The organism is Pseudomonas palleroniana, from assembly GCF_003031675.1.
Classification (GTDB): domain Bacteria; phylum Pseudomonadota; class Gammaproteobacteria; order Pseudomonadales; family Pseudomonadaceae; genus Aquipseudomonas; species Aquipseudomonas palleroniana.
Map to the genome: position 1 here is coordinate 68,057 of NZ_PYWX01000046.1, position 14,176 is coordinate 82,232.

The following is a 14,176-nucleotide window of genomic DNA, read 5'->3' on the forward strand; positions in this document are numbered from 1 at the left end:
CCGCCATGCGCATTTTATGGATACTGCCCTACTCGCCCTGGCCCGCCACCAGCGGCGGCAAGACGCGCCAGTTCCACTTGCTGCGCAGCCTGGCCGCGCGTGGGCACAGGATCACGTTGTTGCTGCATGACAAGCACCCCGTGTCGCTGACCGATCGCCAGGTGCTGGAAGCCTTCCTGGAACAGTTGATCATCCTGCCGCGCCGCCCACTGCGCAGCGTGAAAACCCTGGTGGCCGGGCTGTTTGCGCCCTACCCGCTGCTGGCCAGTGTCAATGGCTTGTCAGGTGCACTGCAGGACACCTTCGACCCATTGCTCAATGAGCATTGGGATGTGGTGCAGATCGAACACTCCTACACCTTCCAACCCTATGAAGATGCCCTGGCGCGCAAGTCCCAACCCTTTGTGCTGACCGAGCACAACGTGGAATCGGCGCTCGGCGCAGCGACCTACGACCGCCTGCCCCGCTGGGCGCTGCCCTTCATTCACTACGACCAATGGCGATACCGCCGCTGGGAGCGCCGCGTCATGCGCCAGGCCACGCAGGTGGTGGCGGTCACCGCCGGCGACGCGCAGGTGCTGGAGAACATCGCCGGCAAGCCCGTGCCCGTGGTGGTCAACGGCGTGGATTGCGCGCATTTCGCCGGTGCCCGTCCTGATCCCGCGGCGCGCCGTGTGCTGTTCCTCGGCAATTATGAATACGCTCCCAATGTGGACGCGATCGAATGGGCATTGGATGAAATCCTGCCCAAGGTCTGGGAGCAATGCCCGGATGCGCGCATGAGCGTGTGCGGCTTCGGCATGCCCGGCAGCTGGCGCGAACGCTGGCAGGACCCGCGTATCGAGTGGCAAGGTTTTGTGCCGAACCTGTTGGCGCTGCAATCGAGTTGCTCGGTATTCCTGGCCCCGTTGCGTCATGGTGGCGGTTCCAAGCTCAAAGTACTCGAAGCCCTGGCTGCGGGGTTGCCGTTGGCCAGCACCGAACAAGGGGTCTCGGGCCTGGACCTGGTCGAAGGGGTGGATTATCTGGGCGGGCAGACTGCCAGCGGCCTGGCGGATTCAGTAGTGCGCCTGCTGCAATATCCCGCAGCGGCACTGCCCATGGGCGAGGCTGGCCGCGCCTATGCACGCCGGACTCATGACTGGAGTGTCGCCGCCGGCCAGCTGGAGCAGGTGTACGCGACGCTCTCGCCGCTCAATCAAAAGGAGCCCACATGCGTGTAGGTCTGGATTACCGCACCGTCGGCACCTCGCCGCAATCGGGCATCAGCCGTCAGGTGTATGCGCTGGAAAATGCGCTGTGCAGCCTGCCGGGTATCGAGCTGGAGCGTTTCACGGTGGCCCCGCTGGGCGATGAAACCCGCTTGCGGGCCCACTGCCCGGCCTGGGGCTGCGCGAAAACCGCGATGCATCAGCCGCAGAACCGCCTGCGTTTCGAAGCCGGGTTCCTGCCGCGTGCCTTGCGTGAGCAACACATCGATGTGTACATCAGCACCTTCAATATGGGCCTGCCATTGCCCCCCAAGCCCAAGGGCATGCGTACCGTGGTGCTGTTGCATGACCTGTTCCAGATTACCTTGAACAACTACCACGCCAACCGTCTGAAGGCCTTGATCTACAAAACCAGTGATCGCGTGTCGATTGCCTACGCGGTGCACAGCGCCGACCGCGTGTGGACGCCCTCACAGTACAGCGCGGATGAAACCGTACGCCTGTTCCCCAAGGCGGCGGGCAAGATTCGTGTGCTGCCCAATCAGGTCGATGGGTTTGGCGAACCGCCGGCAGATCTCAGCGCCTATCAACTGCCGCAGCGCTACTGGCTGCTGGTCGGGACTCGCGAGCTGCGCAAGAACGTACCGTTCCTGGTGGAGGCCTGGCAGAAAGCCCGCCAACAATCGCCCAACGTGCCAGAGTTGGTGCTGGTGGGCAGCCTTGACCACCTGCCCGAGGCCCAGCGTACGCTGCCGGGCATTCGTGCACTGAGCGGCGTGTCGGATGCCCAGTTACATGGGTTGTACCGGCAGGCATCGCGCCTGTGGCAACCGTCCTATGCCGAAGGTTTTGGTTTACCGGTCATCGAAGCGCTCAGTGTCGGCACCCCGGTGGCCGTGGCCAGCGGTACGTCGCTGGATGAAATCACGCCACCGTCGGCGGCGCGCTTTTCGCCCACCGACAGCGCAGCGCTGACCGCCTTGATGGTGAACCTGAGCCAACAGCCCGATGAAGACTCATCCGAACAACATCGCCATTGGGCGCAGCGTTTCAACCACCATGCCTATCGCCGGCGCGTGGCCGAACTGATCGAGGAACTCACGTGAGAATAACCCTGGCAAGCCTCGTTGCGATTCTGTTCGGCCTGCTGTTCGGCGGGCTGGCCCTGGCACTGTCACCCGCCAAGGCGTTCCTGGCCGTGGTCGGCCTAGCGGCGGCCGTGACCATCCTGCGATTTCCGTTCTGGGGCTTGCTGCTCTTCGCGCTGGTGGCGACGTTCATGCCTTATTCGACCATCAACCTGGGGATCCGCAGCACGGTGAGCGAAGCGATCCTGGCGCTGACCTGGGGCGCCGTGATGTGGCACAGCTTCCTGGCCCGCCTGCCGGACACGCCGATCCTGTCACGCCGGCCGACGGACCAGATGCTGCTGTGGCTGATGCTGTTCAGCGTGTTCCCGTTCATCGTCGGCCAGGTCAGCATCCAGGCCGAGAGCAGCGGCGTGGCCAACTGGTTGCGCTGGTTGCTGAACCTCTCGGGCGTGTTCCTCACCGCCAAGTTGCTGGTGGATCAAAAACGCCGCGAAGCCTTGGTGATGGCCTTGCTGCTGGGCACCCTGGCAATGCTGGTGATGTCCATCGCCGTATTCATACGCACCCGTTCAGGGGCCGGGATTGCGCCGATCCTAGCGCTGCTCAATTACGGCAACTTCGACATGTTGAAATTCGGCCTGGAGGCGATGTCGTCACGCATGGGTTCGCCGTGGATGCACCCCAATGCCATCGGCGGGATCATGGCCTTGCTGTTGCCGCTGGCATTTTGCTTCGGCATGACCGAGCGCGGCTGGAAGCGTGCGCTGGGCCTGGGCGTGGCATGCCTGGGGGCGGCGGCGTTGCTGCTGGCCAGTAGCCGTGGGGCAATGGTCAGCCTGGCGTTGGTGTTGATCTGGATGGCCACGCGCCGCGTGCCATACACCGGACGCCTGCTGATGGTCGGCGCGGTACTGACCGTGGCGCTGGTGATGGCCTACCCGCCATTGCAGGACCGCCTGGCGACGATCTTCTCGTCGAGCAACGCCAGTACCGAGGTCCGTGTCGATGAATACCGCATGTTCCCCCAAGCAGTGGCGGCCTATCCGTTCGGTATTGGTTTCAAGGTCGATCCGCCCGTGCCGGGCACGCACCTGCTGGGGATTTCCAACCTGTGGCTGAACTTCATCTACAAGACGGGCATCGTCGGCATGCTGCTGTTTATAGCGGTCACCGTGCGCTGGTGGCGTGAAGCACGCCCGGAAGCCGGCCCGATCCGCCTGACCAAGGACAACGCGCTGTGGCTGGGTAGCACGGCCGGGATTCTGTCAGCGTTGGTCAGCGGTCTGTTTGACCACTACTTCAGTTTTGCCGTGGTGATGGTGGCGCTGTTCTGGCTGATGGTGGGCATCAACGTGCTGGAAGCACGCCGCCTGTTTCCGGCACGCCTGCCGCAGGACAAGACCGTGGCGTATCGCAAACCGTTGCTTGACGGCGTGCGGCCTTAAGCATGCTCGGTTCCGCCGTCTGGCTGACCCTGGCGACCCTGCTGGGCCTGTGCCTGGGGTTCGCGCGCGAGTGGCTGCTGGTGGCGGCCTGGGGCGCCGGGGAGCGCAGTGACGCCTTCCTGATCGCGCTGTTCTTGCCTGAGGCGTTGCGCATGTCGTTGGCCGGTGGTGTGTTGAGCGCCGCTGCGTTGCCGCTGTACCTGCAACGCAAGGACAGCGAACGCCTGGATTGGCTGGCGGTGTTGTTTCCCGCGTTGCTGCTGATTGCGCTGATGACCAGCCTGTTGTTGACGCTGTTGGCCCCCTGGCTGGTGCAGCTACTCGGTCCGGGGCTGGCGGCCAGCGCGACAGCCCTGGCGGCGAGTAATTTGCAGGTCGTGGCCTGGTGCGTGCCGGGCTTGATGCTGCATGCGCTATTCAGTATTCCGTTGCAGGCAAGCGAGCGCTTTGTGCTGGCGGGCTTGGGCTCGCTGTTGTTCAACCTGCCGCCGGTGACTTACCTCGCGCTGGCAGGCACCGCGACTGAACCTCGCGCACTGGCCTTGGCCTGCCTGGCCGGTAGCCTGTTGATGCCACTGGCCTTGCTGCCGTCGATCTGGCGCCAAGGCTGGCGGCCATGGCGCTGGCAGTTGAGCATCACGCCGTTGCAGGAGCTGGGGCAACGCATCGGGCCACTGCTGCTGAGCAACGGTGCCAGCCAAGGTTTGGCGCTGATCGAGCGGCTGGTGGCCTCGCTGCTGGGGGAAGGCGCGGTAACGTGGGTCAACCTGGCGCGCAAGTTGATGAACCTGCCGCTGATTGCACTGATGAGCCTCAACCAGGTGCTGCTGGGCATGATGAGCCGCCGCCAGGGCGATGAGCGCCTGGCTTTGCTCAAGCGTGGCCTGGAGACCGCCAGCGTGTTGACCTTGCCGGCCGGCGTCGGCCTGGTCGCGGCGGCGCCCAGCCTGGTCGCCCTGCTGCTGCCCAAGCAGTCGGCGGATTCACCGTTGCCATTGCTGCTGGCCTGGTTCGCCGTACCGCTGGTGTTCGGCGCCTGGAACGCCCTGCTCGCGCGCTATGCCTACGCCGCCGGCGACACGCGACAGCCGCTGCGGTGCGAGTTGCTCGGTAGCCTGGTCAATGTGCTGTTGCTCGCGGCCTTGCCCTTTGTGTTTGGCCTGGCGGGCATTCCGCTGGCCGCATTGGCCGGGGTGATGTGCACGGCACTGTTGCTGATGCAGCGCCAGGCATTGCTCGCCGCCCTGCCCTGGGCGCGGCAGTGGCTGCTGAGTGCGTTGGTCATGGGCGCGGCCGCGCTGGGGCTGTTTTCAATTGAAGGCGTGTGGCTGCAACTGGGGCTGAGTACCCTGGCAGGCACCGTGGTGTTGCTGGGCATGGGGCTGTGGCTGAAGCCGTGGCGCAAGGCATGAATGATCGATCAGGAGTCGTTACGTGAAACAACGCTGGATTCAAATGGATATCGCCAAAGGCATCGGCATCCTGGTGATCGTGTATGGCCATAGTTGGTTTGTCGCCAACTCCCTGGACCTGCTCTATCCGATACTCGCCTCGTTTGTGTTGCCATTGTTCTTCTTTCTGTCCGGCGTGTTTTTCAAGCCCGAACAGCCGTTTGTGGAGATGGCGGTGCGCAAGGCCGATGGCCTGCTCAAGCCGTTTTTCTTCACCATGCTGATGTATGTGCTCGTACGTGATTTGCTGCGCGGGCAGCCCCTGTTGCCGGATGTGGGCGGTGTGCTGTACGCCTCGGTGGACACGATCCCGTGGCAGGCGTTGTGGTTTTTACCGCACTTCTGGGTGGCGATTCTGTTCAGTTGGTTAATGCTGCGCCTGATCCAGCATCTGAAGTTGCCGTTGCTAGCGAGTTGCCTGCTGATGGTCGCGCAACTGTTGCTCGGCATCTGGGTACTGCCGTGGTTCTGGCAAGTACCGGTGACCATAGGCGGGCAAACCTGGACGATGCCCGGCCTGCCCTTCAGCCTCGAAGTCACCCTGATCAGCAGCACCTATTTTATCTACGGTTACCTGCTGCGCGACTGGCTGCGCAGGCATGAGGGCTCGCTGCTGACCCTGGTGATTTCCATCGCCCTGTTCGCCGCCGTGTTTGTTTACAGCCGCGACACCATGGACCTGGCGCAACGACGCTATGACCACTGGTTGTGGACCAGTCTGCTGGCGGTGATCGGCGTGTATATGTGCTGGGCGCTGGCACGGGTGCTGATGGTATCGCCTCTATTAACCCGCATGATGACGTATATCGGCCAGTCAACGCTGATCGTGTTGATCTTTCACGGGGAAATCCAGCACAAGGCCGTGGACCTCATGGAGCGCCTGGGCCTGCATCCGTTCATGTCGGCCTGTCTGGGCCTGGTGATCGCGGTGGTGGTACCGCTGATGATTGGGGAAGTGATCAAGCGTGTGGCGGTCTTGCGGTTCTTCTACTTTCCGTTTCCGGTGCGCAAAGCCCCGAAAAGTTGAAAATACCACTCATACGATGTGGGAGCGGGCTTGCTCGCTCCCACACGTGTCATGCATGTTCAGTCATCGAGTTGTGACGCGGCGGGCTTACTGCCGGGCTTGGCCGATTTGGCGCCCTTGGCTGGAGGCGCTGCGGCAGGTTCCGGTTCAGCCGGTGCCGCAAGGTCTTTTTCGGCCTGGGGCATCTGGTCGATGGCGCTGAAGAATTCCTTCAAATCGAGGGTATCCGGTGGCACGGTCTTCTCGATTTTCTTCTCGCCGTCCTTGCCGATCAGGATCACCTTGGTGCCGCTGCCGGCCCCCAGCTTGAGGGCCCGGATCAACGCATTGGTTTCCGGCGGCGTCAGCTTCTTGTTGTCCTTGGCTTCCTTGGCAAACTTTTCCCCTTCAGCGCCGATGCTACCGAACTTCACGGTGTAGAACACCATATTGCGTTCTTCAAAGGATTGTTTGGTGGCGGGCTCGCTCAGTTGTTTCTGAAGAGTCGCCAAGGTGGAGTTTCCGGAATCAAGCTCCACAACCACCAGCGGACGGGACTTGCCCATGTCTTGCTTGAGCGGGTTGATATCCTCAGCGGCCAACAGCGGCCCCGTTAAAGCCATCAAGGTAGCCAGGGTCAGCGACCGGATGAGCATGCGCACCTCCTTTGAATTCCATGCAGGGTTCTTGAGTTTCATGTGTGCGACAGTCAAATTCAAGGATGATTCCTACACCGCTTTACGAAAGAGTAGGACAGGACGCCCACGACGCAAGGGCTTGGATGGGGTCAGGCGCCATTGTTTCTTCTGATTGCGGAAACATTATGAGACTTCCCACAGAGGCCAATGCCGGGCGAACACCGGTGCCACGATGGGGTCGGCATCCACGTGCGCCAGGCTCTGGGCGAAGCTTGGCGCCAAGGCGGTCAATACCTCACGCGCCTCATCCCAGTGCGAAACCGCGGCCGCCATAATGCCCAGGGCGTTCGGCACATTGCCGGGGGCGAACAACTGTTCGGCAAATTGATCGGCGAACATCACCCAGGCTTGATGCAGATAGCGTCGCGTACCACTGACCAGTTGCGCCTGCAGCGCCTCATCCGCATTACCCAGCCAGCGCTGCGGATAATCGATGATGCCGATCGCCGAGTAGCAATTGGCGGTGATGTAGAGCAGGCCGCGCAGGATCTGCGCGCGGTTGCCGGCCAATAGATCCGACGCGGGAAACGCCATGCCCAGGTAGATCAGGATGGCAGCGCTTTCGGTCAGCACCTGCCCATCGGGGGTGACCAGCGTGGGAATCTGCTTGAGTGGGTTGATACGGGCCAGGGCTTCGGTGCCCTCGCCCTCCTGCCAGGAGCTGGCCTCTACCCGGTGCCACGGTACTGCGCAACGTTGCAGGGCAATTTCGATCATGCATGAGCCGGAATCGTCGGTACCGTAGAGCGTATACATGGGCGTTCCCTCTGGTTTATCGCACTAGTCTGGCCTGCAAGTTCGCCTTCACCAGCGGCCACTCCGAGTCGATGATGCTGAAGCGCACCGAGTTGCGCTTGCGCCCGTCCGGCATGATGCGTTCGTGACGCACGATGCCTTCCTGCACGGCGCCCAGACGCAGGATGGCTGCGCGAGAGTTTTCGTTGAGTTCGTCGGTGGTAAATTGCACGCGCACGCAGTCGAGCACATCGAAGGCGTAGCTGAGCAACAACAGCTTGGCCTCGGTATTGATTGCCGATTTCTGAGTGGATTGCGCCAGCCAGGTGTGGCCGATCTCCAGCTTGCGGTTGACCCGATCGATCTTCCAGAAGCGCGTACTGCCCACGACCTCGCCAGTGCTCTTGCGCACGATGCTGAAGGGCATGACCGTACCGGCATGACGCCCGGCCAAGGCGGTCGCCATGTACGCCTCGATGGTGTCCGGGCCGGGGACGTTGGTAACCTTGAGGTTCCACAACTCACCGTCGGCGGCGGCCTGGAGCAAGGCCGCTGTGTGTTCGAGCTGCAAGGGTTGGAGTTCGACGATAGTGCCGGTCAAGGTGATCTGGGTCATGGAGAGCTGCGCCGTCTGCGAGTGGTCGTCAGAGGGCAAGAGTGCAGGCTTGCGCGGCGCTTCGGCAAGTGTTTTAGAACAGGCCCATTTGCCCGCCGACCAGGGTGCCGAAATCGTCGTTGACGAACGGCAGGATCGCATCGGCCACCGGCTGCAATTGCCGTGTGACGTAATGGTCGTAGTCGATCGCCGCCTGCCGCACCTCCAGCGGTTCCGGGCCGTTGAGCGTGATCACATAGCTGATCCAGCCACCGCGTTGGTACTGCCGCGGGCGGCCCATGCGGTCGTTGTAGTCATCGGCCAGGCGTGCAGCGCGTACATGCGGTGGCACGTTGCGTTCGTAGTCATCCAATTGACGACGCAGGCGCTTGCGGTAGATCAGCAGTTCATCGAACTCACCGCTCAAGGTGCGCCGCACGTAGTCGCGCACGTAGTCCTGATGGGGCTGGCGATGGAAGATGCGCCGGTAGAGTTCCTGCTGGAACTGCCGCGCCAGGGGCGACCAGTCGCTGCGCACGGTTTCCAGGCCCTTGTAGACCATTTCCTCACTGCCATCCTCGCGCACGACCAAGCCCGCGTAGCGCTTTTTGCTGCCCTCCTCAGCGCCGCGAATGGTCGGCATGAGGAAACGGCTGAAGTGCGTTTCGTATTGCAGTTCCAGGGCACTTTGCAGGCCGAATTCGCGCTGTAAGTGCTCGCGCCACCAGTCGTTGACGTGCTGGACCAGCGCCTGGCCAATGCGGCCGGCATCGGCCTGGGAATGGGCTTTGCCCAGCCAGACAAAGGTGGAATCCGTGTCGCCGTAAATCACCTCGTAACCCTGGGCTTCGACCAGCTTGCGCGTCTGGCGCATGATCTGGTGCCCACGCATCGTGATCGACGAAGCCAGCCGCGTATCGAAGAACCGGCAGCCGCTGGAACCGAGCACACCATAGAAGGCGTTCATGATGATTTTCAGGGCCTGGGACAACGGAGCGTTGTGTTCACGCTTGGCCACTTCACGGCCTTCGGAAACACGAGCGACGATGGACGGCAGGCAATGGCGGGTGCGAGAGAACCGCGCACCGCGAAAGCCTTCCACTGACGCACTGTCTTCGGGGTGCTTGAGGCCTTCGATCAAGCCTACCGGATCGATCAGGAAGCTGCGGATGATCGACGGATAGAGGCTTTTGTAATCCAGCACCAATACCGACTCGTACAGGCCGGGACGCGAGTCCATGACAAACCCGCCGGGGCTGGCCTGGGGTGGTTTGTCGCCCAGGTTCGGCGCGACAAAGCCCTGGCGGTGCATCAGCGGCATGTACAAATGGGTGAAGGCGGCGACGGAGCCGCCGCTACGGTCGGCCGGCAACCCAGTGACGCTGGCCCGCTCCAGCAGGAACTTGAGCAAGTCGGTCTTGGCGAAAATCCGCGTGACCAATTCGCAGTCCTTGAGGTTATAGCGTGCCAAGGCGGGCTTGTCCTCGGCAAACATGCGGTTGATTTCGTCCATGCGCTGATAGGGTGTGGAGATGTCCTTGCCTTCGCCGAGCAGGGTTTGCGCGACGTTTTCCAGGCTGAAGGACTCGAAACTCCAAGTGGCCGAACGCAGTGCCTCGATGCCGTCGATGATCAACCGCCCCGCTGCCGCCGCAAAGTAGTGATTGCGGCTGCCGTGTTCGCGCCACGTCATGGTTTCACCGCCGCGCCCCAGCAACAACGGTACATTGAGACGCTGGGCGTGCTCATGCAGCACGCGCAGGTCGAACTGCACCAGGTTCCAGCCGATGATCGCATCGGGGTCATGGGTGGCAAGCCACAGGTTGAGGCGTTCGAGCAGTTGGGCGCGGGTCTCGCAGTAGTCGAGCTTGAAATCTACCGCAGCGGTTTTGTTGGGTGGGCCGAGCATGTACACCTGACGCTCGCCGCAGCCTTCCAGAGCAATGGAATAGAGATCGCCCTGGGCGGTGGTCTCGATGTCGAGGGACACCAGCTTGAGCGGCGGGCGGTAGTCGGGCGCGGGTTTCATCTGCGCATCGCCCAACACGCCCGTTGCCTCAGGTGTGCCACCGAACCACACGGGCGCGGTGATGAAGCGCTCCATCATGTAGCGCTCCGGTGGGCGTACATCGCCTTCGTAGACATCGACACCGGCGGCACGCAGGCGCTTTTCCAAGTCCATCAATTGGCGATGCTGGCGAGTGTAGAGGCCCAGCACCGGACGATGATGAAAGTCGCACAACTGCAACGGGCGCAATTCGATATCACGCTCGCCCTTGAGCAGCCAATCCAGCGGCTTGCGATGGACCTGAGGAATGAACATCACCGAGGTCTGCACGGGCAACCGAATACACCGCGGGCCATGGTCCGTGGCCAGCCAGAAACTGACCTCCGTGCCTGCCGGAGTGTCGCGCCAATGCCGGGTCAGGACAAAACCCTGCTGTAAATCCAACGTACCGCACCTCAGGAATCGCTTTCAGAGCGTGATTCTACTCGGCATTCGTCTCTACACGGCACGTTTACGTGCGATTCAGGCATCGCCGGCGGCAGCCCGCCGCAACCCGTGCGGTTCACGCCCGATGGGCTTGGCCCAGATAAGTCTCTATGTTGTTCATTTGCTCGTCCCAGCCACGGGAGTTCATCTTGAAGGCTTTTTGGCGGCGGGCGGCAGGGATAGCATCAAACCCGGACTCGACAACCCGCAGCAGAATGCCCGGCGCACGGTCCTCTAGGGTGAACTCCACCAGTGTCGGGGACTCCTTGTCGTAGTCGATGTCCTGCTCGACCGCGTAAGGATGCCACCAGAAGGAAAACAGGGTTTGCGGCAGGATGCGTTCGATCCTGGCCTTCCACATCACATGTTCGTAACCAGGGTAAGTAATCGGGGCTTCGATGGTTTCACCCGCGGCGAAGCTCTTGCCTTTGAGGGCGATGCCGAACCAACTGCCAAACTTTTCGGCGTCGGTCAGGGCCTCCCAGATCTGTTTGCGTGAAGCGTTGAGCAGGACTTTCCGTTCGATGCGATCTAATACAAGCATAAGTCACCTCCTCCATTGACAGTAGGCGACATCGATCAATGCGCAACCTTGAGTTATGCGCGATGATAGTGCCCCTACCCTCGACACGGCCGCCGTACTTTATGACTGACCCGTTGAACGGAAGTTGCTTCTGCAAAGCTGTGCGCTATCAGGTGGACAGCCTCGACATGCCTATCAGCCATTGCCACTGTGACAGTTGCCGCAAAACCCATGCAGCTGCGTTCGTCGCCACTGCCGGGGTGATGCGTGAGCACTTTCGCTGGATACAGGGTCAGGAGCTGCTGTCGACGTTTGAATCGTCGCCGGGCAAGCTGAGACATTTCTGCTCGCGTTGCGGATCACATCTGATGGCGGAACGCGGGCATCAGCCCCATGTGATCGTGCGAGTGGCGACGCTGGATGATGACCCAGGCGTCAGGCCCACTTCGCATATCTGGACGAGCCACGATGTGCCGTGGCTGGCTCATGAGGGTTTGGAGTGCGTGGCGCGACCAGCCTGATCCTGTCCTGTCCTGGCCCGGCTTAGACGTGCGGGTCGCCCGGGGCTTTGGCCGGCGCGGCATATTGGGGTTTCAAGTGCCCCTCTTGATCGAGTAGCCAGGCGTCCATGATCTGACGTACCACGGGGCCGGCGACTCGGCCACCGGCCTCACCGTTCTCGATCATGACCGAAATGACGATCTCCGGATGTTCCGCCGGGGCAAACCCGACGAACAAGGCGTTGTCGCGATGGCGCTCCAGGGTTTTGTTACGGTCGTAACGTTCGCCTTGTTTGATCGCGACCACCTGCGCCGTACCACTCTTGCCGGCGATGCGGTATTGCGCACCTTGCGCCGCGGCCCGTGCGATACCTCGCGGGTCGTGCATCACAAGCTGCATGCCGTGGTTGACCTGTTCCCAATCACGCGGGTCCTTGAGGACTACGTTGGGCATCGGATGTTCATCCACTGGCGGCACACCGTTGATGGTCTTGGCCAGATGCGGCCGGTTCCACACACCTTTGTTGGCGATCAACGCGGTGGCTTGGGCCAATTGCAGTGGCGTGACTTGCATATAACCCTGGCCGATACCCAGGATCACGGTTTCCCCCGGGAACCAGGGTTGGCGACGTGTGGCGCGCTTCCAGGCTTGAGACGGCATCAGGCCAGCAGACTCCTCGAACATATCCAGGGAGACTTTCTGACCAAGACCGAATTCCGCCAGGTAGTCATGCAACCGATCAATCCCGAGTTTGTGGGCCAGGTCGTAAAAATAGGTGTCGTTGGAACGCATGATTGCTGCGTCCATATCCACCCAGCCGTCGCCACTGTGATTCCAGTTTCGGTATTTGTGGTCAAAGTCGGGCAACTGATAGTAACCAGGGTCGAACACTCGGGTTTGAGCGGTGACGACACCACTGTCGAGACCGGCGATGGCCACTTCCGGCTTGATGGTCGAGCCGGGCGCGTAAAGACCGCGCAACACGCGGTTGAACAGCGGACGGTCGATGGAATCGTGCAGCGCGGCGTATTCCTTGAAGCTGATACCGGTGACGAACAGGTTCGGGTCGAAGCTCGGCTTGCTGACCATGGCGAGCACCTCACCCGTACGTGGATCAAGTGCCACCACCGAGCCACGACGGTCGCCCAGGGCCTCTTCGGCGGCCTCCTGGAGTTTGACGTCGAGACTCAGCACGATGTTTTTGCCGGGGATCGGGTCGGTGTGCTTGAGAACGCGTAATACGCGGCCCTGGGCGTTAGTCTCGACCTCCTCATAGCCGACATGGCCATGCAGCTCAGACTCATAGAACCGCTCGATGCCGGTCTTGCCGATGGACTGGGTACCGCGGTATTCCACAGAATCGAGGGACTTGGATTCTTTTTCGTTGATGCGACCGACGTAGCCGATCGAATGAGCGAAATGCGGGCCCAACGGATAGTGCCGCACGAACTGCGGCTCAACGTCCACGCCTGGCAGACGAAATTCGTTGACGGCCAAAACGGCAATCTGTTCTTCAGTCAGTTCATAAAATAGCGTGACGGGCACAAACGGATGGCGCGCTTGTTTCAGCGCCTTGTCGAACACTGCACGATCTTCGGCGGGTAGGTGCAGCAGATTGACAATGGCATCCAACTCGCCCTTGAGGTCGGTAGTACGCTCACGGGTGATCGTCAGGTTGTAGCTGGGGCGGTTATCAGCCAGCACGACGCCGTTGCGGTCATAGATCAAACCGCGGGTCGGCGTGATTGGCAGTACGTGGACCCGGTTGTTTTCTGAAATCGTGGAGTGGTAGTCGTATTGCACCACTTGCAGAAAATACAGGCGGCCCACCAGAGCACAGGTGATACCAATCACCAGCAGCGCGCAGGCGAACAGACGCTTGTTGACCAAACGGTTTTCTTTTTCGTGATCTTTGATCGGTATCGCTTCAGGCATTTCTACAGCATCTCGTTGAAGAGGGTCGACGCCGCATCCTGCGGATAAAGATCAATCCTTGTGAAAATGTGCTGCACCATACCAAAAATGCAGAAACACTTTGCATCGATTTCCCCAACGGCATGTGTTTTGTCAGGTGAACACGGACTTTGGCTCTCGAAAGGCTTCAAGCCATAGGTGGCCATGTTTGCGACCGATGCCCGATAGGTTAGGCGCGCGGGGCTCGTGGGATGAGTAATTGTGCTGACACACGCGGCTCAAGACAATTAGCTTGAACCCACTGGGCGCCGCGCCGCAGCCAGCTTGCCACTTTTCGATCGCCCAAAACAAAACCCCATCTGCTTTCGCAAATGGGGTTTCGGAATTTAATCTTGACGATGACCTACTCTCACATGGGGAAACCCCACACTACCATCGGCGATGCATCGTTTCACTGCTGAGTTCGGGATGGGATCAGGTGGTTCCAATGCTCTATGGTCGTCAAGAAATTC

General features: G+C 61.2%; 12 protein-coding genes and 1 rRNA gene. 6 read left to right on the forward strand and 7 right to left on the reverse strand.

Annotation, left to right across the window (positions count from 1 at the left end; translation table 11 throughout):
- Positions 1-5 precede the first annotated feature (5 nt).
- Genes C9383_RS15415 through C9383_RS15435 form a run of 5 tightly spaced genes read left to right on the forward strand, consistent with a single transcriptional unit; the run spans position 6 to position 6,225 of the window.
- A complete protein-coding gene (locus C9383_RS15415) occupies positions 6-1,223 on the forward strand; it encodes a glycosyltransferase family 4 protein (RefSeq protein ID WP_090372188.1) in 1,218 nt (405 codons plus the stop codon).
- Entirely contained in the window at positions 1,214-2,317 is a 1,104-nt protein-coding gene (locus tag C9383_RS15420) for a glycosyltransferase family 4 protein (protein WP_090372190.1), read from the forward strand. The genes C9383_RS15415 and C9383_RS15420 overlap by 10 nt, the downstream gene beginning before the upstream one ends.
- Positions 2,318-2,319: 2 nt before the next feature.
- A complete protein-coding gene (locus C9383_RS15425; protein ID WP_090372469.1) occupies positions 2,320-3,747 on the forward strand; it encodes an O-antigen ligase family protein in 1,428 nt (475 codons plus the stop codon).
- A gap of 2 nt (positions 3,748-3,749) precedes the next feature.
- Positions 3,750-5,159 carry a murein biosynthesis integral membrane protein MurJ gene (murJ, locus tag C9383_RS15430; RefSeq protein WP_090372193.1) on the forward strand — a complete coding sequence of 470 codons (1,410 nt, stop codon included), beginning with the start codon at positions 3,750-3,752 and terminating at the stop codon, positions 5,157-5,159.
- 22 nt (positions 5,160-5,181) lie between these two features.
- A complete protein-coding gene (locus C9383_RS15435; RefSeq protein WP_162843541.1) occupies positions 5,182-6,225 on the forward strand; it encodes an acyltransferase family protein in 1,044 nt (347 codons plus the stop codon).
- A gap of 59 nt (positions 6,226-6,284) precedes the next feature.
- Here C9383_RS15435 and C9383_RS15440 read toward each other — a convergent pair whose 3' ends face one another.
- The 5 genes from C9383_RS15440 to C9383_RS15460 form a co-directional block, all read right to left on the reverse strand.
- Positions 6,285-6,860 (reverse strand): DUF4174 domain-containing protein, encoded by a 576-nt coding sequence (locus C9383_RS15440; protein ID WP_090372196.1) that lies wholly within the window; start codon positions 6,858-6,860, stop codon positions 6,285-6,287.
- Between the two features lie 165 nt (positions 6,861-7,025).
- Complete coding sequence (locus C9383_RS15445; RefSeq protein WP_090372198.1) at positions 7,026-7,658, reverse strand: glutathione S-transferase family protein; 633 nt, start codon at positions 7,656-7,658, stop codon at positions 7,026-7,028.
- 16 nt (positions 7,659-7,674) lie between these two features.
- Positions 7,675-8,253, reverse strand: a complete 579-nt coding sequence (locus C9383_RS15450) for a GNAT family N-acetyltransferase (protein WP_090372200.1) — start codon at positions 8,251-8,253, stop codon at positions 7,675-7,677.
- Positions 8,254-8,326: 73 nt separating this feature from the next.
- Complete coding sequence (locus C9383_RS15455) at positions 8,327-10,684, reverse strand: DNA polymerase II (RefSeq protein WP_090372202.1); 2,358 nt, start codon at positions 10,682-10,684, stop codon at positions 8,327-8,329.
- Positions 10,685-10,802: 118 nt separating this feature from the next.
- A complete protein-coding gene (locus tag C9383_RS15460) occupies positions 10,803-11,270 on the reverse strand; it encodes an SRPBCC family protein (RefSeq protein ID WP_090372204.1) in 468 nt (155 codons plus the stop codon).
- A 101-nt stretch (positions 11,271-11,371) separates the two neighbouring features.
- Here C9383_RS15460 and C9383_RS15465 point away from each other — a divergent pair, with 101 nt between their 5' ends.
- The gene (locus C9383_RS15465; protein ID WP_090372473.1) at positions 11,372-11,770 is read left to right on the forward strand and encodes a GFA family protein; all 399 of its coding nucleotides are present in this window, start codon (positions 11,372-11,374) and stop codon (positions 11,768-11,770) included.
- 22 nt (positions 11,771-11,792) lie between these two features.
- Here C9383_RS15465 and mrdA read toward each other — a convergent pair whose 3' ends face one another.
- Together mrdA and rrf are read right to left on the reverse strand one after the other, a co-directional pair.
- The gene (gene mrdA, locus C9383_RS15470; protein ID WP_060752352.1) at positions 11,793-13,685 is read right to left on the reverse strand and encodes a penicillin-binding protein 2; all 1,893 of its coding nucleotides are present in this window, start codon (positions 13,683-13,685) and stop codon (positions 11,793-11,795) included.
- 369 nt (positions 13,686-14,054) lie between these two features.
- Positions 14,055-14,170 (reverse strand): 5S ribosomal RNA (gene rrf, locus C9383_RS15480).
- Between the last annotated feature and the right edge of the window lie 6 nt (positions 14,171-14,176).

Coding starts and splice junctions, on each gene's coding strand:
- C9383_RS15415 (WP_090372188.1), top strand. CDS start 6: ATGCGCATTTTATGGATACTGCCCTACTCGCCCTGGCCCGCCACCAGC.
- C9383_RS15420 (WP_090372190.1), top strand. CDS start 1,214: ATGCGTGTAGGTCTGGATTACCGCACCGTCGGCACCTCGCCGCAATCG.
- murJ (WP_090372193.1), top strand. CDS start 3,750: ATGCTCGGTTCCGCCGTCTGGCTGACCCTGGCGACCCTGCTGGGCCTG.
- C9383_RS15440 (WP_090372196.1), bottom strand. CDS start 6,860: ATGCTCATCCGGTCGCTGACCCTGGCTACCTTGATGGCTTTAACGGGG.
- C9383_RS15445 (WP_090372198.1), bottom strand. CDS start 7,658: ATGTATACGCTCTACGGTACCGACGATTCCGGCTCATGCATGATCGAA.
- C9383_RS15450 (WP_090372200.1), bottom strand. CDS start 8,253: ATGACCCAGATCACCTTGACCGGCACTATCGTCGAACTCCAACCCTTG.
- C9383_RS15460 (WP_090372204.1), bottom strand. CDS start 11,270: ATGCTTGTATTAGATCGCATCGAACGGAAAGTCCTGCTCAACGCTTCA.
- C9383_RS15465 (WP_090372473.1), top strand. CDS start 11,372: ATGACTGACCCGTTGAACGGAAGTTGCTTCTGCAAAGCTGTGCGCTAT.
- mrdA (WP_060752352.1), bottom strand. CDS start 13,685: ATGCCTGAAGCGATACCGATCAAAGATCACGAAAAAGAAAACCGTTTG.